General features: G+C 38.2%; 17 protein-coding genes and 1 tRNA gene. 11 read left to right on the forward strand and 7 right to left on the reverse strand.

All coding sequences use genetic code 11. The annotated features are described in order from the left end of the window. Window positions 1–61 precede the first annotated feature (61 nt). The 4 genes from ACUN24_RS15450 (at window position 62) to ACUN24_RS15465 (ending at window position 3,404) form a co-directional block, all read left to right on the forward strand. A complete protein-coding gene (locus tag ACUN24_RS15450; protein ID WP_445563310.1) occupies window positions 62–886 on the forward strand; it encodes an SDR family oxidoreductase in 825 nt (274 codons plus the stop codon). A 67-nt stretch (window positions 887–953) separates the two neighbouring features. Next, window positions 954–2,117, forward strand: coding sequence for a mannonate dehydratase (gene uxuA, locus ACUN24_RS15455; protein ID WP_445563311.1), 1,164 nt, complete (start codon window positions 954–956; stop codon window positions 2,115–2,117). Between the two features lie 749 nt (window positions 2,118–2,866). Next, complete coding sequence (locus tag ACUN24_RS15460) at window positions 2,867–3,100, forward strand: hypothetical protein (protein ID WP_445563312.1); 234 nt, start codon at window positions 2,867–2,869, stop codon at window positions 3,098–3,100. 230 nt (window positions 3,101–3,330) lie between these two features. Next, window positions 3,331–3,404: transfer RNA gene (locus ACUN24_RS15465), tRNA-Arg, on the forward strand. Window positions 3,405–3,584: 180 nt separating this feature from the next. On the opposite strand, the gene ACUN24_RS15470 is transcribed toward ACUN24_RS15465, so the two are convergent. The 3 genes from ACUN24_RS15470 to ACUN24_RS15480 form a co-directional block, all read right to left on the reverse strand. After that, a complete protein-coding gene (locus ACUN24_RS15470) occupies window positions 3,585–4,472 on the reverse strand; it encodes a helix-turn-helix domain-containing protein (protein ID WP_445563313.1) in 888 nt (295 codons plus the stop codon). A 9-nt stretch (window positions 4,473–4,481) separates the two neighbouring features. Further along, window positions 4,482–5,486, reverse strand: coding sequence for an aldo/keto reductase (locus ACUN24_RS15475; RefSeq protein WP_445563314.1), 1,005 nt, complete (start codon window positions 5,484–5,486; stop codon window positions 4,482–4,484). A 165-nt stretch (window positions 5,487–5,651) separates the two neighbouring features. Continuing rightward, the gene (locus ACUN24_RS15480; RefSeq protein WP_445563315.1) at window positions 5,652–6,344 is read right to left on the reverse strand and encodes a CPBP family intramembrane glutamic endopeptidase; all 693 of its coding nucleotides are present in this window, start codon (window positions 6,342–6,344) and stop codon (window positions 5,652–5,654) included. 183 nt (window positions 6,345–6,527) lie between these two features. Between ACUN24_RS15480 and ACUN24_RS15485 the strand changes: the two genes are divergently transcribed. From ACUN24_RS15485 to ACUN24_RS15495, 3 genes are all read left to right on the forward strand, one after another. Next, complete coding sequence (locus tag ACUN24_RS15485) at window positions 6,528–7,226, forward strand: DUF1826 domain-containing protein (protein WP_445563316.1); 699 nt, start codon at window positions 6,528–6,530, stop codon at window positions 7,224–7,226. A gap of 75 nt (window positions 7,227–7,301) precedes the next feature. Then, complete coding sequence (locus tag ACUN24_RS15490) at window positions 7,302–8,018, forward strand: DUF92 domain-containing protein (protein ID WP_445563317.1); 717 nt, start codon at window positions 7,302–7,304, stop codon at window positions 8,016–8,018. A 224-nt stretch (window positions 8,019–8,242) separates the two neighbouring features. Next, window positions 8,243–8,629 carry a hypothetical protein gene (locus tag ACUN24_RS15495; RefSeq protein ID WP_445563318.1) on the forward strand — a complete coding sequence of 129 codons (387 nt, stop codon included), beginning with the start codon at window positions 8,243–8,245 and terminating at the stop codon, window positions 8,627–8,629. A gap of 584 nt (window positions 8,630–9,213) precedes the next feature. Here the strand turns inward: ACUN24_RS15495 and ACUN24_RS15500 are convergent. Next, entirely contained in the window at window positions 9,214–9,672 is a 459-nt protein-coding gene (locus tag ACUN24_RS15500) for a MaoC family dehydratase (protein WP_445563319.1), read from the reverse strand. Window positions 9,673–10,055: 383 nt separating this feature from the next. Here ACUN24_RS15500 and ACUN24_RS15505 point away from each other — a divergent pair, with 383 nt between their 5' ends. The 4 genes from ACUN24_RS15505 (at window position 10,056) to ACUN24_RS15520 (ending at window position 16,446) form a co-directional block, all read left to right on the forward strand. Continuing rightward, on the forward strand, window positions 10,056–12,446 hold the full coding sequence (locus ACUN24_RS15505; RefSeq protein WP_445563320.1) for an ABC transporter permease: 2,391 nt from the start codon (window positions 10,056–10,058) through the stop codon (window positions 12,444–12,446). Between the two features lie 501 nt (window positions 12,447–12,947). Next, a complete protein-coding gene (locus tag ACUN24_RS15510; RefSeq protein ID WP_445563321.1) occupies window positions 12,948–15,404 on the forward strand; it encodes a TonB-dependent receptor in 2,457 nt (818 codons plus the stop codon). 264 nt (window positions 15,405–15,668) lie between these two features. Then, window positions 15,669–16,109: a PaaI family thioesterase gene (locus tag ACUN24_RS15515; protein ID WP_445563322.1), complete on the forward strand. Its 441-nt coding sequence runs from the start codon at window positions 15,669–15,671 to the stop codon at window positions 16,107–16,109. 163 nt (window positions 16,110–16,272) lie between these two features. After that, window positions 16,273–16,446 carry a hypothetical protein gene (locus ACUN24_RS15520; RefSeq protein ID WP_165902604.1) on the forward strand — a complete coding sequence of 58 codons (174 nt, stop codon included), beginning with the start codon at window positions 16,273–16,275 and terminating at the stop codon, window positions 16,444–16,446. A gap of 76 nt (window positions 16,447–16,522) precedes the next feature. Here ACUN24_RS15520 and ACUN24_RS15525 read toward each other — a convergent pair whose 3' ends face one another. From ACUN24_RS15525 to yidC, 3 genes are all read right to left on the reverse strand, one after another. Further along, window positions 16,523–17,803 (reverse strand): nucleoside recognition domain-containing protein, encoded by a 1,281-nt coding sequence (locus tag ACUN24_RS15525; RefSeq protein WP_445563323.1) that lies wholly within the window; start codon window positions 17,801–17,803, stop codon window positions 16,523–16,525. Between the two features lie 430 nt (window positions 17,804–18,233). Continuing rightward, complete coding sequence (locus ACUN24_RS15530; protein ID WP_445563324.1) at window positions 18,234–21,092, reverse strand: prolyl oligopeptidase family serine peptidase; 2,859 nt, start codon at window positions 21,090–21,092, stop codon at window positions 18,234–18,236. 419 nt (window positions 21,093–21,511) lie between these two features. Further along, window positions 21,512–23,305 (reverse strand): membrane protein insertase YidC, encoded by a 1,794-nt coding sequence (gene yidC / locus ACUN24_RS15535; RefSeq protein ID WP_445563325.1) that lies wholly within the window; start codon window positions 23,303–23,305, stop codon window positions 21,512–21,514. Window positions 23,306–23,318: the final 13 nt, after the last annotated feature.

A 23,318-nucleotide genomic window follows, 5' to 3' on the forward strand; every position in this document is an offset into this window, starting at 1 on the left:
GATGAACAACGTAATCTTTTGATTCACGAAAGGATATAGAATAAATAAAAGAACTAATTAGATGATAAAAGAAATAGAGAGCCTGTTTTCGTTAAGGAACAAGGTAGTAGTGGTTACTGGCGCTACAGGTGTTTTGGGCGAAGCTTTTGTAAATGGATTATGTGCCGCGGGTGCTACAATCGTTGTGATCGGAAGAAACGAAGAGGCTGCAAAGCAAAGGGTTGCTGATGTAACAAACGAAGGTGGAACAGCCATTTATATTATTGCTGATGTACTGAATGAACAGAACCTGCTCGATGCGAATGAAACCATTATCAAAGAATTTGGCCGAATAGATGCTCTGGTAAACGCCGCAGGTGGAAATGTGGCAGAAGCTGTGATCCAGCCTGGAAGTGATATTTTTGAACTTAATATTCCAGCCCTGAAACAGGCATTTGACCTCAATTTATTTGGAACCATTTTACCTACGCAGATTTTTGGTAAAGAAATCGCAAAAAATGGGGGAAGTATTGTGAATATTTCATCTGTTTCGGCTAACCAGGCCATTACACGCGTATTGGGTTACTCGTTAGCCAAAACTTCAATAGATTGTTATACCAAATGGATGGCTGTCGAACTGGCAAACCGCTATCAGGATAAAATCAGGATCAACTCAATTGTTCCGGGCTTTTTTATCACCAACCAAAACAGGGCTTTGCTCACCAATCCAGACGGTAGCTTAACCGCAAGAGGGCAGGCTATTATTTATAAAACACCATTTAAACGTTTCGGTGCCCCTGAAGAGTTAATTGGTGCATTGGTATATTTGCTAAGTGATGCCTCTAAATTTGTAAACGGCGAAAATATTAAAGTAGATGGAGGATTTACTGCATTCTCCGGAGTTTAAATATCAGAGTAATGCTCCAACTATTATCGGTGTAATCATATAAATCAGTGTAATCATATATTATATAATGAAAAAATTAGAACAAACCTGGCGTTGGTATGGTCCAAACGATCCGGTTAGCTTACAAGACGTTAAACAGGCTGGCGCTACAGGCATTGTAACTGCATTGCATCATATTGCACATGGCGAAGTTTGGCCATTGGAAGATATTCAGGAAAGAAAAGCCATTATCGAGGCTGCAGGTTTAACCTGGTCGGTTGTAGAAAGTGTTCCCGTACACGAAGCGATTAAAACGCGTAGGGCAGATGCCGGAAAATATATCGAAAATTATAAAACCTCTTTGCGTAATCTTTCGACCTGCGGAATTAAAATTGTATGTTATAATTTTATGCCCGTTTTAGACTGGACACGTACGCAGCTGGACCTGGAAATGACCGATGGATCGAAAGCGCTTTATTTTAACTGGATCGATCTGGCCATTTTTGACCTTTACATTTTAAAGAGAGAAAGTGCAGAAGCTGATTATTCGAAATCTATTTTAGATCGGGCTGCAGCTAAATTTGCTACCTTATCCGAACAGGATTTGATTGATCTCCGGATCAATGTATTAATGGGAATCCCTAACGAAAAAGAAATCGAGCTGGAGACCCTGCGCAACAGTATCAATGAATACAAAGTCATTGGTACACAGGGTTTAAAAGAAAATCTGAAATTTTTCCTATCCGCTATTGCTGAAGTTTGTACTGAAGAAGGCATTAAAATGACCATTCACCCGGACGATCCGCCTTATGCTATTTTGGGTTTGCCAAGGATAGCAAGTACACTGGAAGATTTTAATTACATCATCAAAGAAGTAGACCAGGCTTTTAACGGTGTTTGTTTCTGTACGGGTTCTTTGGGTGCTGGTATGGGTAATAATGCGTTAGAAATCTTTAATGCGGTTAAAGAGCGGGTGTATTTTGCGCATTTGCGGAACGTCAAAAAAGATGAAGATGGTAGTTTTTACGAAGCAGATCATTTAGGTGGTGATGTAAACATGTACGAAATCATAAAAGCATTAACAGAAGAAAATGCAATGCGTGATAAATCAATTCCTTTCCGTCCAGATCATGGTCACCAAATGTTGGATGATCTGGCAAAAGAAACCAATCCGGGTTATTCAGCTATCGGTAGATTAAGAGGTTTGGCCGAACTGAGGGGCTTAGAAATCGGGGTTACAGGGAATTACTAAACAAATTTCCTGGAGAAACACATTCGCAATCCATCCCCATTCGTTTTGTAATCCTGAGGGATAATTCATGGTGTAAAAATGAATATTAGTGACAGAGGATTTTTTGTACTATGTACCGGCGAGGAATTGTCATTGCGAGTAACCATCAGGTCAGTGGCCTGAAAAAAATAGCAATGACGTCCTGTACGCGATTTCTAACGTATTAGGTTTAAGATTTTGCATCCTGCAAAACTCATTGAGCTAAGATGTCTAAGGTGGTCGTAAAAATTAAAGATTATGCAGTTTAATTAACCACCTTAGACACCTAAAAACATCTAATTCATTAAGTAATTCACACCATATAAGCTTATATGATCCTTAAATGTCTTATATGGTCAAAAAAATAACACTAAAATCAGTTGTTTAAATAAACGTCATTACAAGGAGGCCTTTCAGCCGACAAAGCAATTTTACAACTATCGCTAGTAGCGAGCGCTTTAAGATTGCTTCGTGCCTCGCAATGACGATCTTTCTGTTGGGGCTGTCTATGGTGGCGTAGTCTAAGGATCTTTTTAGCGTTTAATTTACCACAGATGCGCACAGATAAACAAAGATTTATTTGTGCCCATTTTTGTAATGGCTGCGCTGGTTTACGCCTTTTGCCAACCGCCAAACAATACCGTTGATCCTTATTATCCATAAATACACCCAAATTGCCAAAATTTTAACTCACCTTTGCTTGTGGCTTGAAATTTGAGTCTCTTAAAATTATGGAAAATAGCAATAATCCCAAGAAGAAGATCTTAACGCCTTCTGTTGTGCATGACGATTTACCAGAGGTTAAAAAGCCTGAGCATTTGAGGAAATTACCGCTAGATCACGATGGCGGATTGCCGGAAAATCCTGAAAGAAATTATCACCACGAAGAATTAAAGAGTATCACCTCCAGTCATGACGAAATCAGGCATGCTGATGATGATATCTGGAACGGAGAAGACGCTTAATTTATACTTCTAATCTTTTTTAGCTAACTTATTCTGATCTTTTAGCCCGGAATACGGCGTTTAATATTGTTTTTTGTAGTCAGAATTAAAATTTATTTAACCTAAATTAAATTTTAATTGCTTCGCTCTTAATCACTTATTTGAAATGCGAAAAGCAGCTTCTAAATAGTTTAAAATATATTTTTACATATTAAATAGAACTTCTATATTTGCAGCTCATTAAAAAATGAGCCTCGGTAGCTCAGCTGGATAGAGCGTCGGTTTTCTAAACCGAGGGTCAGGGGTTCGAGTCCCTTCCGGGGTACATTTAAAGGCTTCTAGTTAAAAACTGGAAGCCTTTTTTGTTTTCGTTTTGTTTCGCATTTGGCGCGCTGATTTTGGATTAATTGGGATTCTTGGGGGGAAGGAAATTTTAGGCATATATTTTCGCTAATCTGAACAAGAAGAATTTGATATCTTGTACACCTCCTCGAATATCCGTTGTTTAGTTAAAAGCCTGACGAAATTCCAGCGGAGATAAATTCGTTTTCTTTTTGAAAAGCGTACTAAAAGATTGCGGGTGTTCGAAGCCCAGCGCATAGGCAATCTCACTGACCGATAGGCTGGTCGTAGAAAGTTTTTCCTTGGCTTTTGCGATCAGTTTTTCATGGATATGCTGCTGTGTGTTTTGCCCGGTATGAACCCGGAGCAGGTCACTCAGGTAATTCGGCGACAGGTTCATTTGTCCGGCAATAAATTGTACCGTGAGCAAAACCTGTACGTCGTTATTAAAATATTCATCGATCAACTGCTCGAACCTGGTTAGCAGTGCTGAATTATTATTCTTTCGGGTCAAAAACTGCCGCTCATAAAAACGGTTGGAGTATTTTAACAGGCTCTCGATCTGCGTGAGAATGATCTCTTGGGTATATTTATCGATATGCTGGCACTCCTTATCAATTTTATGGAGGATAGTGATGAGGTCATCTTCTTCCTCGCCAGATAGATGCAGCGCTTCGTTAACCGCATAATCGAAAAAGCCGTAGTGGTTAATTGTGTTGGCCAGGGGATGCTGTAACAGGAAGTCAGGGTGAAAAATCAGGAGGTAACCAGACCCGCATTCCATATTTTGCAGGTCCAGTTGTTGTACCTGGTTAGGTGCGGTAAAACTCAATACTCCTTTATCATAATCGTAATGTTGCTGTCCGTACCTGATCTTGCCTTTGGCTTCACGTTTGAGTGCCACGCAATAGAAGCGGTTAACGAAACCTTTCCAGATCTCATCTTCCAAAAAGACACTTTCCGCCAGATTGATCACGCTGACCTGTGGGTGGCGGGGTTCTGGTAAAGATAGCAAACGGTGAAATTCTGATATTGAGTTAATGGCGTTCATAAAACAAATTTAATCAATTAAGCCCATACTGAACTCATCATAAGGCGCGCCGGTATCCGTACCCAAAGGAACGATGTTTTCCAGTTGCGCCAGATCCGACTCCGTTAATACAATAGTTGTTGCTGCAATGTTTTGCTCCAGGTATTTCCGGCGTTTAGTTCCCGGGATCGGAAGGATGCCCTTGCTCATGATCCAGGCCAATGCCAGTTGCGACGAAGTAACCTGCTTAGCTTCAGCCATTGCTTCGATGGCTTTCACCAACTCAATATTTTTGTCAAACTGTACACCCTGGAAACGCGGAATTGCTCTGCGGAAATCGTTTTCAGGCAGGTCATTTATACTTTTGATCTGTCCGGATAAGAATCCACGGCCTAGTGGTGAGTACGCTACAAAACCAATGCCCAGTTCCTGTAAGGTTGCCAGAACCCCACGTTCTTCCACTGTCCGCTCAAACAGAGAGTACTCGCTTTGTACGGCAGTGATCGGGTGCACGGCATGCGCCCGCTTAACCGTTTCGGATGAAACTTCCGACAAACCAATATAACCCACTTTGCCTTCTTTAACCAGCTCGGCCATCGCCTCAACCGTTTCCTCGATCGGTGTATTTTTATCCAGGCGGTGCAGGTAATACAGATCGATGTAATCTGTATTCAGGTTTTTGAGCGAACGTTCCAAAGATTTCTTTACATATTCTTTCTTTCCATTAATTGTCCAGGTTACCTTATTGTTATCATCGATCTCCCAGCCAAATTTGCTCGCTAAAATATACTGATTACGTTTGCCACTGATCGCTTTGGCGATCAACTGTTCATTTTTCAGCGGTCCGTACAGATCGGCAGTATCTAAAAAATTACCGCCTAATTCAAGTGAACGGTGAATCGTCGCAATCGCTTCCTGCTCATCGGAAGGGCCATACATATGCCCCTCTTCAAAACCTGTCATGCCCATGCACCCAAGGCCAATTGTGGGCACAACCAGACCCTGGCTGCCCAATGCTATTTTTTTAATTTCCATGATCCAAAGGTCGGCAAGCCAAATCATAAGCATGTATGCAAAGCCCTGAAGCTTGTAAGCAAATCAAGGAATTGTTTTTTACTGTCTATACGTTTCGATTTATGAGCGCGTAAAAATTAACTTTTATGTCATCGATTCTTTTTCTAAAATGGTTCTGTCAGGGGCTCAACTACTTTGATAAGATGTAGGTCGCTGCTGATTTTTTTTTCTAATGATAAGAGCAATTACCCAAATTAACAGTATGCTTACAAGCAAAATCATTTTGGTGGTATCCATTGCGGTAAAAAAGTTGTTAAGTGAATGAAAGGCAGATACCGCAAGTAGCGAATGGGTGCTGTCTGCAACCTTTCCGATTCCCCAGCTTCCAAAGACTAAAATTATAAAGAACACCAGGTTTGAACTGGTTAGATTGAAGTTCAGATGCCAGATAAACCATAGCGATGCAACAAGCAGGATGTTTAAAAACTCTGGCAAGGGCTTTAGTTCACGCTGCAAAAAGCCACGCCATCCGATTTCCTCCAAAAGTCCATAAAGCAAAATTGAAATCACTATAGCTGGTGTTATGGTTCCTTTTATAAAATATTCTGCTCCCGAAATCAATACGATAGGAATTGCCCAATATAAAAGAAAAGGGATGCTTATTTTGCTGTAATTTCCTTTGAGGTTGAGTGTGGGTTTTATGTTAAAGATGTAGAATGCTGCTATTGCACCGATTGCTGGTGAAATACCTTGCAAAATAACTTTCAGAAAGTTGCTTGATACTCCTTCCAGGAGGTCAGTTTTATTAGTGAGATAACGAAGCGATATGGCGATAATGTAGAATGTTAGGATAGCAAAAACGTTAATTTTGGTTTTCATTTTTTATGCTTTAAAAATGGAATATCTTCAAGGTGGGCAAAGATATTAAATGGAAACATATTATATCACGTATATGTGGTATATTTTATAGTAAAATTTGCAACCTTCGCATATTTAACTTATCCTCTGAACTATTATTCCTTATTTTTGCAGTTCATATCGGCTATATGGCTTCACTAAAAAATGGATAAAAAATTTTCTGAACGTTCACAGGTTGCGATGGTCTCCACTTTTTCTGATCTTTTGGATACAGATTTTAAGGGAGATATTAACGCCGTTTCCTGGCATAGAGACCTTTTGGGCGATTTTAAGGAAATTGTGTGCAAACTTGAATTGAAAGCGGATCTGACAGAAGTATCTATGGAAGATCTCCAGGCGCTCGAGCTTTCAGAAAAAGGAAGTATGGCCAGGGCGGTTATCCAGAGCGATTTTCAGCTGTTGGCAGATTCAGGAACATCGCCTTCCCTTAATTTAATTAAAGGTTATGAACGGGATGAGGAGTTTGATTTCATTTCAACAGATGTATATTCTTTTCATGTAGACCGATCGCCCATTGGTACAGATACATTTTTATGTACCTACTATGGTGCCGCCAGCGAAATTTTACCCAATCATCAGGCTGAGCAAAAAGTACAGGTACCGGAAATCCGGCAGAAGCTCAAGGAATTGCATGATGGTTCGGAGGAAGAATTTGAAAGCTTTTTGACGGAACATTATTTTGATCTGCATTACCAGGCCAAACCAGGTGCAATACCTGTAAACCTGGGATTGGGCCATTTATGGAGGCTGGCAGTAGATCATCCTGAGAAAAAATGTTTACCCTGCATCCACCGGGCACCAATAGAAAATGATGGAGAGTACAGGTTGTTACTTATCTGTTAAATTAGGCAAGCTAAGTTTTTAAGAGTATAGAATGTTATGGCTTCTTCATCAATATAATTCAAATATATTTGCGATATGTTTAATAACGGCATCTTTTTGCCTATCATCATAATTGCTGGTATTGTTTATAGTACCTTGGCCAAAAAACTGACTATTCCGGCTGCGTTGACTGGAGGTATGCTGGCCTGTCTTATTTATATCGCCGCTGGTTATACAGGCGTTGCAATGATGAGCCTGTTTTTTATCATGGGTTCTGCAGCCACTTCCTGGCAGAAGCATAAAAAGCAGCCTTTTGCCACAAGTGCAGAAACTAAAAATGGCCGTAGTGTGCTGCAGGTGTTGGCCAATGCCGGGGCTGCCGGTATTGCGGGTACAGTGGTTTTATTTTATCCCTCACTCACTTATTTAATGCTTCCGGCTATGGCGGCTGCTTTTGCTTCGGCTACTGCAGATACGCTGTCTTCAGAGCTAGGAATGGTTTATGGAAAGCGGTTTTTTAATATTATTTCTTTCCGTCCAGAACGTTGCGGGATGGATGGTGTAATCAGTCTGGAAGGAACGGTGATCGGTATTGGCGGTAGCTGTATTATTGCTGTTATTTATGCGCTGGGAAACGGATGGAATATTAACTTTTACTTTATCGTTATTGCTGGGATAGTGGGAAACCTGACGGATTCTATACTGGGTGCAGTACTTGAGCGCAAAGAGATAATTGGCAATAATATGGTCAATTTTTTGAATACGCTGACAGCAGTGCTGGTGGTATTGATATTGGAAATTATTTTTATTTAATTATTGTAAATATTTAGATAAAATGTGAACTAATTGCAGATTATGCCATCAATTATAATCAATAATTTCTACGGCGAAAATCGTACTCACCTTTAATATCAGGCCGATTATACCTTACTACCTTAATTTTTGAAATCATCTTTTTGTATTAACAAAAAATATTTTTTGCCAATTTATAATAAGTTTTTTCGCGATATTTATGTTATTGTTTATTCCATAAGATCATGAAAAAAATCATTTTTGTTTTACTGCTGGCAGCCTGTGGATTTTCAGGTTACGGGCAAACTTATCAGCGTATCACCAGTAAGAATAAAACCTATCTGGAAACATTGAAAGGAGTGAGTTACACCTATAAACAGGGTATTGTAACCCTGAAGAATAATGGCAACTATGCTTTAGGAACTGTGAGTGTTGTGGCCTCATCGAAAGTTGACAGTACCCTATTTGGGATTGCTTTGTTTGAGGACGGAATTGAAAAAGGGGAGACTGCTAAAGCTGATGTTTATTTTACCACCGGCCTAGGTAAAAAGGCACATGAGGTGCCGTTAAAGCAGGTCGATCAGAAAAACCTGGTACTGTCTTTTGATAAGGCAACCCGGGCTGTAAAATAATCGTTTGTGGCATTACTTTTTTAAGTGTTGATTTTAACTTACAGTTCAGTGCATTAGTGGCAGTTAGCAAAATAAGCCTGATTACCCCGGAAAAATAGCCTGCATCTGTATTGATATTATTGAGAATCAATTTTCCGTAACATGTTATAAATATTTAACACTGGCTTAATAATCGATATTTAGATTTGCGATATAAATATTTGGTTAGTATTTATAAGTTTAGGTTAGTTGATAAGAAAAGCCCGGATGGATATCCGGGCTTTTTATGTTTTAAAACTGTATTCGAGATAAAAACTCGTCAGCTACAATTTTTCAATCTTACTTCAATAAGTATGTTATTTTTTTAAAAGGTTTTAGGTTTCGTGAACTTGCAACTACAAACTATCAATTACAGATTAAAAAAGTTGACGTCATTTCGACTGAAGCGCAGCGAAATGGAGAAATCTTTTAACATAGTCCAAAGATTTCTCCACTGCGGTCGAAATGACGCCCTATGTATTATATCTGTCCTAGCAAAAACCAAGGTTGCCAACATTATTTCTCCGGGCATGAAACAAAATTAAATTGCCGGAATTAGCTGATGATTATATAAAATGATATAAGAATACCACGTCACCAACATATGCTGGCTTTGGCTGGTCTTTAATTACAAGAGTAGCCTGAATGGTCACTTTAGTTATTCCCCTCAAATTACTGATACAATTTAATTTAGCTTTTAACTGCACTTCGTTATCCACTAAAACGGCCTGACCAAATTTAAAGCGTTCAATGCCATAATTAATTTCCATTTTAATATTACGTACATCTGCAATCTGCTTCCATAAATAAGGAATTAACGACAAGGTTAAATATCCATGTGCAATTGTTGCCTTAAAAGGTCCCTCATTTTTAGCTTTCTCCGGATCGGTGTGTATCCATTGATGATCCAGGGTTGCATCGGCAAATTTATTAATCTGTGCCTGGTCTATAGTATGCCATTGCGAAACACCCAGTTCTTTACCCAGATGCGATTCATACTCTTCAAAATTATTAATCACCAACATATATTCTGTTTATCTTTTTATAGGATTAGTATTATTTACAACTCCCTTAGGTATAACAGTCCTTCAGGTATTATAGTTTCACTCACTTTTTTGCATCCAATTATAATCATAATAACCGTGTTTTTGACGATATAAGGATAAAAATTTTGAAAGGATTTTTCTGACGATTTTAGTCTAATCAGTGCAGGTTGTTTATAATCAGTTAGATATAGATTGTAAGGCGATTTTGAGAATTTATATATTGATATTGAAATTTATTGTCCGCTTGCGTACAGTGTTGTTCGTTTATGAACAGTAATTGTATTTTATTCGCCTTTTCCCCGTTTTAAACCGCATATTTATATTTGGCATAAGAATGGAGTTGTTTGCCGAAATTTAAGTCTATGTTCAGATTAAACTTGAAAATTGCTTTTAGAAACCTGGTTAAAAACAGATCATATACCTTGATTAATATACTTGGTCTGTCTGTCGGGATGACAAGTTGCATTTTGATCTTCATATTTATCAGGTTTCAATTGAGTTATGATACACACTTTAAAAATGCAGATCGGATATATAGGTTTGTAACCGATTGGAAATACAATAATTTTGATGATTATTCTGCAGGTGTACCCATACCGTTTGCTCCGGCTGCTAAACAAGAGTTAGAAGGAATAGAGAAAATTGCAAGAATTTCGCGCAATAGTGGTGTGGTAATGGTTAAGAATAATGATGGTACTGAACGTTTTAAAGCCGTTCGTGAAGTATACTTTACTGAATCTGATCTGTTTGATATATTAACGGTAAAATGGCTTTTTGGTCAGGCCGCACAATCGCTTTCCCGGCCTAATACTGTAGTGCTATCCGAAAAAACTGCCACAACACTTTTTGGTTCCGCCCAGCTTGCTATTGGTAAAAGTTTTACTCTCTGGAATTTTATCCCCCTAACCGTTGTCGGCGTATTTGCTGATTTACCCGAAAGTACCAGTGTTCCAATGGATATTATGATAAGTTTTCCAACTTTTTCTGGGAGTAAAAACCAGGATTGGGATTCGGTAAATTCATATGATGAGTGTTTTGTGCTCCTGAAAAAAGACGCTTCCATGCCATTATTAGAACAGTCGTTAGAAAGGTTAAATAATAAATATTTAAAACAGAAAAAATTACCAGGCAATCAAAAGAGTCGCTTACAGCCTTTAGCTGATGTACATTTTAGTGAACGTTACAATAATTTTGCTGATACCGCTATTACCAAAAAAGAAGTGTACAGTTTGGCCATTATCGGACTCTTTTTAATAGTCACAGCATGCATCAACTTTATTAATCTGGCCACGGCTCAGTCAGTAAACCGTTCAAAAGAGGTAGGCGTACGCAAAGTGATGGGAGCAATGCGTAAGCAGCTTGTGCTTCAATTTTTAGTGGAAACTGCTGCAATTGCTACTGTTTCTATGCTGTTGGCTTGTATATTTTCAGAGTTATTATTACCTCAGTTGGCCAGCCTATTTAAAGGGCAGATCAATCTTTCTCTTTTTGCAAGCCCTGTAATTCTTGTTTTTCTGTTTTTTATGGTGCTAACTGTAAGCTTTCTTGCAGGATTTTATCCGGCAATGATTATTTCAGGTTTTAGTCCTGCTTTAGCCATTAAGAATAAAGTGCGCATCAAGTCAGGAAATTTTAACCTTCGCATGGTGCTGATTGTGATGCAGTTCACCATTACTATTGTGCTGATAATTGCTACGGTTGTAGTAGTGAGGCAAATGCAATATGTAAGGGAAAAACCCCTTGGTTTTAAAAAGGATGCGATTGTGCTGATCAATTTTCCAGGAGATAGTGCCAGCCTAACCAAACAGCAAATGTTCAGAGAAAAACTGTTACACATACCTGGTGTGGAAATGCAGAGTTATTTTATACGTCCACCACTTTCGGGTATGATGAATACTACCAATTTTTATGTAGATGGCCGCGAGAATAAAGACTTTGAAGTGCGGCTTTCTATGAGCGATGAACACTATTTTGATCTGTTTGGACTTCAGTTTGTGGCCGGTAAGGTTTACGGGAAAAGTGATACGGCAAATGCTTACATCACAAATGAGACCTTTGTCAAAAAAATAGGAATTTCGAATGCTCAGCTAGCACTAGGAAAAGTAATTTCGCAAAATGGAAGAACAGGGCCAATTGTTGGGGTAATAAAAGATTTTAATGATCAATCGCTTCAGGAGAAAATTTCGCCCATGGTTTTCTATCAGGAGAAAAAGCACTATTATAATATGGCTGTCAAGCTTAATCGTAAACAGCTTGTTGAAGCGATGAGAAACATCGAAACCATGTGGAAAAGCAATTTTCCAAATGAAGTGTATTCAGCAAAATTTATAGATGACGATATTAACGGATATTACGAGTCGGAACGGATTACGGGCCTTTTATTTAAGATTTTTGCCTTTGTAATTATGTTTATTTCTTTTATCGGCCTTTTTGGATTAATATCTTTTGTTGCCACACAGCGCACACGCGAAATGGCTATCAGAAAAGTTTTAGGTGCTTCTACTGTCGAACTCATAAAAATGCTCAATGGATCTTTTGTTAAAATGGTTTTTATAGCAAACCTGGTGGCTTGGCCCTTAGCCTATATTTTAGCAAATAAATGGCTATCTGGTTTTGCTTATCGCACTTCTCTAGGTTTATGGCCATTTTTACTAGCGATGATTGGATCAATGCTGTTAACAATGGTTACAGTAAGTTTTAGATCGTACCGTGCAGCTAAAGCTAACGCTGTAGATGCACTTAAATACGAATAATCTTTAAATTATTTCAATTGCATAACCCAAAATACTCAAGTGTTTTAAGCACTACCATATCTACGTGTGTTACGCTGAGTGTATTTGAAGAGCTTTTTGCTTGATCATTGCCCTTAAATGTGTCACCCTGAGCGTTAATTTTTGTATAAAAATCAATATAAATTAAATAAGAATTTAAAGGGATTAAATCACCTCAGATTATCGCCAGCAATGACGACCTTTCTTAAGAGATCTGTCAAGTGTAGCGTAATCGAAGGATCCATCTCTGCATAAATCTGCTAATCCGCTGGCGACATACGCTATAGTTTTCTTATAGATCAAAAAAAGGCCGGAAACTGTAAGCATTCCATACCACCTCTCACCATTAAAAAACACTTTTCGCCTTATGCTAAACACTTATCTACCTTTGTCTTAAATATCATCTAAATATTTTATTTGATATATGTAAATTAAAATTTAGATTTGTCTAAAATTATATTTAGATAAATCATTTTTGTGTTTATGAAATCCTCGTTATTATATTGCTTCTGTTTTTTTATATCACTAAATGCCATTGCCCAAAAGGTTACAGTTAAGGGATCCGTGACTTCTCAGCATGTACCTGTAGAAAACATCACTATTAAAATTTTAGGTACTAACCAGTTAACAAAATCGGATAGTTCAGGTAGCTATCAATTCAGCGGAATCGCTTCTGGAAATTGCGATCTGGTTTTTTCAGGCATCGGTTATCAGTCAAAAAGAATTAGAATAACATTAAAAGGAGATACCACTTTGGTTAATGCCGACTTATTAAGTTTAGCATCAGATCTAAACGACGTAGTAATTACGGGGGTAAACCGGGCAACACAATTGCGGAAAAGTCCTGTGCCCATTGCCATACTTTCTAAAAAAACAATGGATCAAAATGTAAATACAAACCTGATAGAAGCTATTGTGAAAGGGGTGCCAGGAATTACAGCGGTTACCACTGGCCCAAATGTTTCTAAGCCTTTTATAAGGGGTTTAGGTTATAACCGTGTGTTAACTTTGTATGACGGTTTAAGGCAGGAGGGGCAGCAGTGGGGCGATGAACATGGAATTGAGGTAGATGAATATGGTATTACACGGGCTGAAGTTGTAAAAGGACCTGCCAGTTTAACCTATGGTTCAGATGCATTGGCTGGAGTAATTAATATGATTCCTTATACGCCGAATTTTGAAGATGGAAAGTTGAAGGGCGATTTTACTGCAAATTACCAAAGTAATAATGGGATGATTGGTTCATCGCTCGGACTGGCCTACATTAAAAAAGATTGGAAATATACCTTTAGGGCGACCGGGAAAACAGCACATAATTACGAGAATAAAATTGATGGACTGGTTTATGGAACAGCTTTTAGAGAATACAATTTATCTGCCAGTGCCAGAGTAGATAAAGCCTGGGGCTTTTCTAAAACGGCTATTACCTATTATAATAATTTGATGGAAATCCCTGATGGCAGCAGAGATTCTTTATTGAGACGATTTACCAGGCAGGTTTTGGATGATGGAGATGATATTAAAAACAGGCCTATTGTGACTGAAAGTGAATTGAATACCTATTCCATCAATCCCTTGCATCAACACATTCAACATTACCGGTTTTATAACACCAGTCAGTTTAAATTTGGAACGAGTGATTTAAATTTATTGATTGGCGGACAGCAAAGCGTGAGGAGAGAGTATAACCATCCTACATTACCAGATCAGGCAGGGCTTTATGTGGTGTTAAATACTTTTAATTACGATCTCAAATACAATCTGCCCGATTTTGCAGGTATCGAAAGTACCATCGGGCTTAATGGTATGTACCAGGGAAACAGGAGCAAGGCTGCTACCGATTTTCCTATTCCAGATTATGATCTTTTCGATATCGGTGCTTTTTATTTCGCAAAGAAATCGATGGGCAAGGTAGATGTTTCCGGCGGTATCAGAATCGATAGAAGGAATATCAATTGGGGCGACTTTTATGTAGGTACCAATGCACAAACCGGTTTCGGCGAGCAGGTAAGCGCAAATAACCCTACTGGGAAGTTACAGTTTCCATCTTTTAATAAAAACTACTATGGCTTATCAGGAAGCCTGGGCTTAACGTATAATATTTCAGAAAAACTTTTGATTAAGGCCAATATTGCGAGAGGGTATAGGGCTCCAAATATCACAGAAATCGGTTCGAATGGATTAGATCCAGGAGCGCATATTGTGTACCTGGGCAACAGGGCCTTTAAACCAGAATTTAACCTTCAGGAAGATATTGGCATTATTGCTTACTTAAAAGATGCTGAAATAAGTGTTGAACTGTTTAATAACAATATTCAGAACTACATTTATCAATCGCGCTTAACTGATGCCAACGGAAATCCGGTGGTTATTGTTCCTGGTAATTTAACCTATCAGTATCAGCAATCAAAAGCCAGATTATATGGTGCAGAAATTTCGATAAATCTACATCCTGCAAATTTAAAATGGCTAAGTTTCAATAATAGTCTCGCTTATGTAGTCGGGTTGAACCAAAACCAGGAACTCTTGGATAAACATGGTAGAGACGCGAAATATTTGCCTTTTATTCCGCCTTTACAATTGAGAACGGAAATTAAGGCGACAGCGCAAAAGCCTGTTGGTATTTTTGACAAACCTTATATTAAAATTGATGCTGCTTTTTTCGCTGATCAGGATAAATTTTATGCGCTGGATAATACGGAAACCTTTACCTCAGGTTATACTTTAATCAATGGTGGAATAGGATCGACACTAAAAACTAAAAAAGGAAAAACCTTATTCGATATTTTTCTTCAGGCCGATAATATTTTCAATATCGCCTATCAATCAAATTTAAACAGGTTGAAGTATTTCGAATATTATAACCGCTCACCAAATGGCCGGTCAGGGATTTACAATATGGGCAGGAATTTGAGTTTTAAAGTTATTATTCCAATTTAAGAATGGAGGATGTAAGAGGGGAGATGTAAGATGGATGACCATAATGTGAACTTACCCCATTATCCATCTTACATGATTACATCTTCCATTTTTATTTGGCGCCATTAAACCTTTTTTCTGCCAGCCGTTCCATCTTATGGACTATGGACTATGGACTATGGACTATGGACTATGGACTATGGACTATGGACTACGGACTACCGATTATGCTCCATTTTTCCTACTTTTACCTCATCCATCTTACATGATAACATTTTACATCTAATGGAACCATCTTTAAGCGAACAGCGTTTAACTTTTTTAAGGCAATCAATTGGCAAGGTAATTACCAATTCGCCTTCAAACTTTATGAACTGGCTGGCTCCGGTTTTAATCAAAGCAGATCATGGCATATTGGTGTGCCAGTATACCATCCGTAAAGAAATGACCAATCCTTATCAAATTTTGCATGGCGGTGTAACGGCAGGTATTATTGATGATTTAATTGGAGCAACTGTTTTTACGATGGGATTAAATGAACGATACACCACCGTAAATAATTATATCGATTATTTTGCTACGGCCAGCGAAGGCGACGAAGTTGTTGCAGAAACCTCGATTGTAAAAAGAGGCCGCACGATATTAAATCTGCAGTGCGAAATATTTTTACCCTCAAAAAAGCGTTTAATAGCTAAAGGCTATTCCAACATGTTAAACATAGGTTAAGTCTTTTCTGTTAGCTTAAGAATTAATTATTAATTCCTTTAAATTAACGAAACATTCTCGTTTATAATTTGTTGTAAATTAACCAAAAATATAATGAGCCATGTTAGAAAATTATTCCACCCTGCAATTCAATGTTAGAGGCAAAATTTTTAAGGGATTTTGCATGCGTATTCAAGATGATTTTCACGAAACCTATGCCGTTGTTTTAGATGGCTATCATTCTTTCTGTATCTGGTTAGATAATAAAACAGAAAAATGGTGTGCTTCGAAAAATGTAGCAATTGATCCTGATGCTATTGATGAAATCATCAATAGGATTTCCATTCCGGTTTCGTAGTTTATGCACATCTGATATAATGCTCATAAAAAAAAATCTCCATTTGGCTTTTCTCAAATGGAGATTTTTTATGCTTTTATTTTAATCCAGGCCAAAAGAGGTAAGCCATGCTTATCGCAGTAATTACGCCAACTAAATCGGCCAATAACATCGAACCAATTGCATAACGGGTATTTCTGATGCCAACAGCGCCAAAATAAACAGCTACTACATAAAAAGTGGTATCTGATGCACCCTGAAACACCCCTGATAATCTGCTGGCAAAAGAATCTGGTCCGTTGGCAATCATGGTACTCACCATCATGCCCCTGGCCGCTCCGCCACTCAAAGGCCTGATCAAAGCCGTAGGTAGTGCATCAACGAAACGGGTATCTGCGCCTAAAAAGATGAAAGCATGTTTAATTCCGTTCATAATTACATCAAAAGTTCCGCTAGTCCTCAACATACATACGGCAACTAAAATCCCCACTAAATAGGGTATAATTTTGATGGCCGTTTCAAATCCGCCTTTTGCGCCTTCAACAAAAGAATCAAAAATGTCTATTTTCTTGTATAGCGCACCAATAACGATGAGTAAAAAGATCAGTAAAATAAGTCCACCACTTAGCAGGCCAGAGAAAGAAGTAACGCTTGCTGCATTTAAACGGCTCACATACCACACTATGGCTGCAATTACGGCTGAAATTCCTAAAACCCATGTTAAAATAGCAGGTTGTAAAAGATTGATTTTCTGCTTGAAAGAAACAATCAGCATTGCAGCCATGGTACCTACAAAGGTTACAATCATACAGGGAATAAAAATATCGGTAGGATCCTGCGCATTTTGGGTTGAGCGGATGGCAATTACACTTACAGGGATCAAACACAAACCTGCGGCGTGCAGGCATAAAAACATAATCTGCGAATTACTGGCAACATCTTTATTCGGATTCAACTCCTGCAAACTTTCCATGGCTTTAATACCGAAAGGGGTTGCTGCATTATCTAAACCTAATAAGTTTGCTGAAAAGTTCATGATCATGTGGCCCATAGAAGGGTGACCTTTTGGCACTTCGGGAAAAAGCTTTGAAAAAAATGGGCTGATCATCCTTGATAATAAACGGATACCACCTGCTTTTTCTGCAATAGCCATAAAGCCCATAAACAAAGCCAAAGTGCCTACCAACTCAATACAAAGTTTTACAGCAATGGAACAGGTTTGAATAATTCCGTCCAATTTAAGCGGATTTGCCGGATCATCGGACTTTCCGATTACCATCCAGTTAAAAATATCGCTTTGCCCAAAGAAAAAGCATTTAATACAAGCTACAACAATAGCTACAATAATAAATGCCGACCAAATCCTGCTTAATGCCATTAGGGTTGTTTAGTTTTATTTGAAGCCGTTAAAATACCTTTTTTAGTCGAAAATTCATAGTGGAGAGTTATGGTTGATGGTCAATGGTTAGTTAGTTGATAGCAAGTATTTTTAGACAATGTGCCTATAAACTTCAGTTCCATTAATATTTATTCATACTGACTAACTTTAAGCTCATGAAACTAGGGCGATCGTCATGCTGAATTTATTTCAGCACCTCTCCTGCTAAATAGACCTGAAATAAATTCAGTAAGAAGGCATGAACGAAAAATGTCTGTAGTAGACCTCTAAAGGAATATTAATAACCGAAGTGAGGTTATAAGACTATCAACCATGAACTATCAAACCATTAACCAAAAAAGTCCATAGCCAATAGTACTAAACTATCAAACTATGGACTAAAGACTTCAGACTCCGGACTTCCGACTAACTACGGTTTATCATCTGTTAGTTCAAAACCCCAGGTTTTTCCTTTTTCAGTAGCAGGGATTCCGCTTGTCATCCAGGCAGGAGCTTTTGCACCTTTTAAATAATAGTCGAAAAATTGTTGCTCGCGAATTTGAATATCCTTACGGTTCTGGCGTTGAACCAGGTTGTGCGCTTCACCATTGTAATTTAACATCCAAACGGGTTTGCCTAAACGGCGAAGGCCTGTAAACATTTCGATCCCTTGATACCAAGGCACAGCACCATCTGCATCATTAGCCATGATCACCACGGGTGTATTAACTTTCGGAAGCATAAATAGTGGAGAGTTCTCGATATATAATTCAGGTTTTTCCCAAAGTGTTGCACCGATACGGCTTTGTGTTTTTTCGTATTGGAACTGACGGTTCATACCGGTTTCCCAACGGATACCACCATAAGCCGAAGTCATATTCACTACAGGTGCACCAGCCCAGGCTGCTGCATACATGTTATTTTGCGTAATGAGATAGGCTACCTGATAACCACCCCAGCTTTGACCCTGGATACCGATTTTATTACCATCAACCCAGCTATTTTTCTTCAGGCTTTCCACACCTGAATTGATGAATTCAACTGCTGATTTACCTGGATGACCAGTTTCATAACTAATATCGGGTGCGAAAACTAAATATCCGTTACTCACGAAATAAGAGATGTTTAGGCGCGAAGGAGTTGGAGCCGGCGCTTGATAAGTATACAAACCATCCGTTAGTTTTTCGTAGAAATAAGCGATCATCGGATACTTCTTATTTGGATCGAAATTTTCCGGTTTGTACAAAATACCTTCGGCTTTATAACCCTTTGGCGTAGTCCACTTAACCAGCTCAGCCGTTCCCCAATTGTAGTCTTTTTGTTGAGGGTTGGTATTGCTTAATTTGGTTTCCGTTTTGAAATCTGTGGTGATGTAAACATTTGGCGATTCTACATAACTGGCTTTATCGTAAATGTAGATCTCAGCATCTTTTGCTTTTATCAGGTTCGAGTATTTAAATTTAGCCATTACAACCAGTTCAGGCGCTTTAGCTGAACCTACACTGGTGCGGTAAAAACCATTTTCTTTTGTCAAATTGTTAAAGCCATCTAACCAGACTGTTTCGTTCGCTTTTACAAATTTGCTGTCTGCATTGCGTTCAAATCTGTTGTCCTGCTGTACTCTTTCGTAACGGAAGGTAATGTTGTTTGCTCTTCCAAAACCGGCAGTAATGTTTTTTGGCGCCGTTTTTCCATCTGGAGAGAATGACCAGATATCGTATTTATCGTAAATTAATACGGCTTTATCACCTTCAGTCCAGGTGGCTAAGCCGTAAGCAGAAGGTAAATCGGGTACATCATTTTCTTCATTGACAAATTTTTCTGTTAATCCGGTTGTTAGTACAGTTAATTTGCCTGTGCTTATGTTATAAGTATTCCAGCTACCTGCTTTTCTATCAAAATATAAAACGTAGTTTCCGCCAGGAGAAGCCATGGCATATCCACTTAAATTATCAATAATTTTCTTTTTCTGACCGTTTTTAGTGTCAACTAAATAGTAATCTTTTGTGGTAGAACCGCTCCATTGCGATTCGATCCTACGGCCATAGTCTGTAGATGCTAAAACCACATTGGCATCACCTTCCGCAACCATATTGGCATCCGGTAGTTTTAGATCTGTTAATGGAATTACTTTAGGATCGCTGCTGTAAACATCAATAACGGATAAATAGCTTTTTTTGCTGTCCCTGTCCGCGTTTTTAAGCTGCATCGGCTGTAGATAATCGTCTTTGTAGTTCCAAACATCAACTTTGGCCACTTCGAAATCTACGATTGTAGTATCTTTTGGCTTTTTAATAGGAGAGATGCCAAAAAACAATTTCTTGCCATCTTTACTAAAAGTTATTTTACCATCGCCATTAACCGACCATTTTGCAGGCAGTCCGGGCATATCAAAATCAACCAGGATCTGCGCTGTATCAAGCGTTAAAGAGTTGTAATATATATTGTAATCTTTTATTTCTTGTTTCTCCGGACTTTGCTCACCCACGAAAGCAACATGTTCACTTTCCTCATCAAAAGTGAAGTTTTTAAAACTTCCTTTTCCTTTAATCAGGATTTTTAATGTGCCTTTTTCTGTATTCAGCAAGAACACACCCTGAGGGGCTGTTTTGTCCTTTTTAGCTCCACTGCAGGCAAAAACCAATTGTTTGCCGTCTTTACTGAAATAATAATCGGTGACGAATTTATAGGTTTTATCCGTGCCTGTTAAAAGGTTTTTCACCACTAAATCAGTTCCTTCTTCGGCTTTGCCTTTTCCTGCAGGTTCATCATCGGCAAAATCAGTTTCGCCATCTTTTTTCTCAGCAGGTTTTACTGTTTTCTTTGCCGTATCAGGTTTTTCAGTTAAATAGGCCATTACTCCAGCGCCTTCTTCAGGGAATTTGAAAGATTTTACCCTTGCTACTTTTGTAACAGCACTGGTAGTAAGGTTGGCAATGCCCAACGAATCTTTTGGTAATTCATCTGTCTTTTTCTTTTTAATTTTAGCCTGACGTAAGTCTTTATTTAAAGGACGGATGTTAAATGCTGCGAACTTAGAATCGTTGCTAAATTGCGAGTTCATCCCTCTTGGGATATTTATCTTCGCATTTGTTTTAATATTAGTAAGGTATAATTGGGCATCTCCTTCTTGTTGTAAGATACTGTACATAGCCCATTGACCATTATTTGATAATTGCTTTGTACCTACAGATTCCCAGGTATCGTACACTGAATGATCTAAAGGTTTCTTTTGTGCGTAGGCAAAGCTGACAACGAAAAACAGAATAATAGTTAGTCTCTTTTGCATTTTTAAATTTATTAATTTGTTGGTTGAGATTTAATCTTCTAAAATTGGAATTTTTTAGCTTATTAGGAAACTTGTATGTCAAATATTACAATTAAAAGGTGTTTTTGGTGAGGTTAAATGGAATTAGTCTTGAGAGTCCGAGGTCGGATGACCGAAGTTTAAGCTGTGTGGGCCAAACGCCCAAGTCATTAAGTTAAGCCATTGGCACATGTGAAAATAATTTAACCACAGATAAAAAGGATACACACAGATATAAAAATCCGTGTTTATCTGTGTGCATCTGTGGTTAAAAACCTTAACTTAATGATATTGGCCAAATGCCTCACGCTTAGCACTCTTAGCTTCACGCCCTCTGCTCAAAACTAAAAACCCCCGATTACTTTAAGCAATCGAGGGTTTTCATATCATTAAAGGCTAAATTACTTTTTAGCTTGTTGTTGCTGACGCATATAGTCATCTAAACGCTGTTGGAATTTAGATTTTTTCTTTTTCTCATCAGCTGGTCTGGCTTTGTTTTGCTGGATTAGCGCATGGATTTTCTCATCATCAACCATTCTACGGATTAAGAACTGCTGTCCGAAAGTCATTAAGTTGGCTAAGAAATAATAATAGTTTAATCCGGCAGGGTAGCTGTTCAATACCCCTAAGAAAATAACTGGCATAATATAACCGATGTATTTCATTTGGCCTGTTGCTCCAGAAACCTGGTTATTGAAATAAGTCATAATTAATGTAGAGATGGTCATCAATACACACATTAAACTTAAGTGATCGCCAATGAAAGGAATTTTTACGCCAAATTTGATAAACTCATCATAGGTTGATAAATCCTTCATCCACAAGAAACTCTCACCGCGTAACTCAAACAAGTTAGGGAAGAAGAAGAAGAAGGCCATTACCAAAGGCAGCTGTAATACCATTGGCAAACATCCACCCAGAGGATTTACCCCTGCTTTCTTATATAGTTTTAGATATTCCTGTTGAACCAATGTTGGGTTATCTTCACCTACTTTAGCTTTAATTTCATCCATTTCTGGCTTCAATACACGCATTTTAGCCATTGATAGGTATGACTTGTAAGTAAGTGGAGATAAAGCAACCTTTAACAAGATGGTTAATACCAGGATGATCAAACCGTAGTTCCAGCCAAAGCTGTTTAAGAAGTTAAATACCGGTAATACAATAAAGCGGTTAATGTATTTTAAAGGCCAGTAACCCATATCAACCTGCTGCTCTAAATCATAACCCTGTGCTTTTAGGGCAGAAAATTTGTTGGTTCCGAAATAGAATTCCATTTCATAAGCCTGGTTTGCAGTATGTGTATATGGCAATTGCATATTAGCATCATAAAACTTCACCTGTCCAGGAGCCGTTGGTATTTTAACTTCTAAACTTCCTTTTTCGAAAGCTTGTTTCGAGATTAAAGACGCTGAGAAAAAGTGTTGTTTGAAAGAAAACCATTGGATTTTGCCTTTCGATAATTCTTCTTTCTCATCTTTCGAAACACTAAGGTGGTTTACATCGCCATCTAAATATTTGTAATATGGTGCAGAATAACGGTGTTCACTTTCGATCGATTTTTCTTGTTGTAATAAGGTAGTCGACCAGTTTAAACCAATAGTATTACCTGCAATTACCTGTTGTAAACCAACTAAATTAACATTGAAAGCTACTTTGTTGCTAGAGGCTTTTAAATCGTAAACATATTCTACGTAAGCATTGGCGCCATAGTTGGCACGCATGGTAACAGTATTACCTGTTTTTGTCGAATTAAAATATAAATCGTTGGTATTAATTACTTTACCAGCCGCATTTAAATTTAAACCAAACTTGGTTTCGCTACCAGTAAATAAAATAAGTGGTTTACCGGTAAAGGTTTTTTGCCCTTTAACTTCAACAGATGTAATTTTACCGCCTTTATTGCTTAAAGTGATTAATAAATTTTCGTTTTCCAGAACCGTATTGGCTTCAGTACCCGTTAAAGCAGTGCCAAAAGGGCCTTTTAAAGCTAAAGAATCTACAGCTGGATTAGCAATCGCAGCAGTTTTGGTGGTATCTTTTTGTGCAGGTGTAACACCAGCTTTTTTCAAAGAATCTAAACGCTCTGTTTCTTTGGCTTTTTTCATTTCAGCCTCGTTCGGCCTCAAAAAGTAGAATGATCCTGCCAAAATGATCATAATCAGGAACAGTCCTGTAAAGGTATTTCTATCCATTATTTATGTATGT

Source organism: Pedobacter sp. WC2501 (assembly GCF_052682415.1).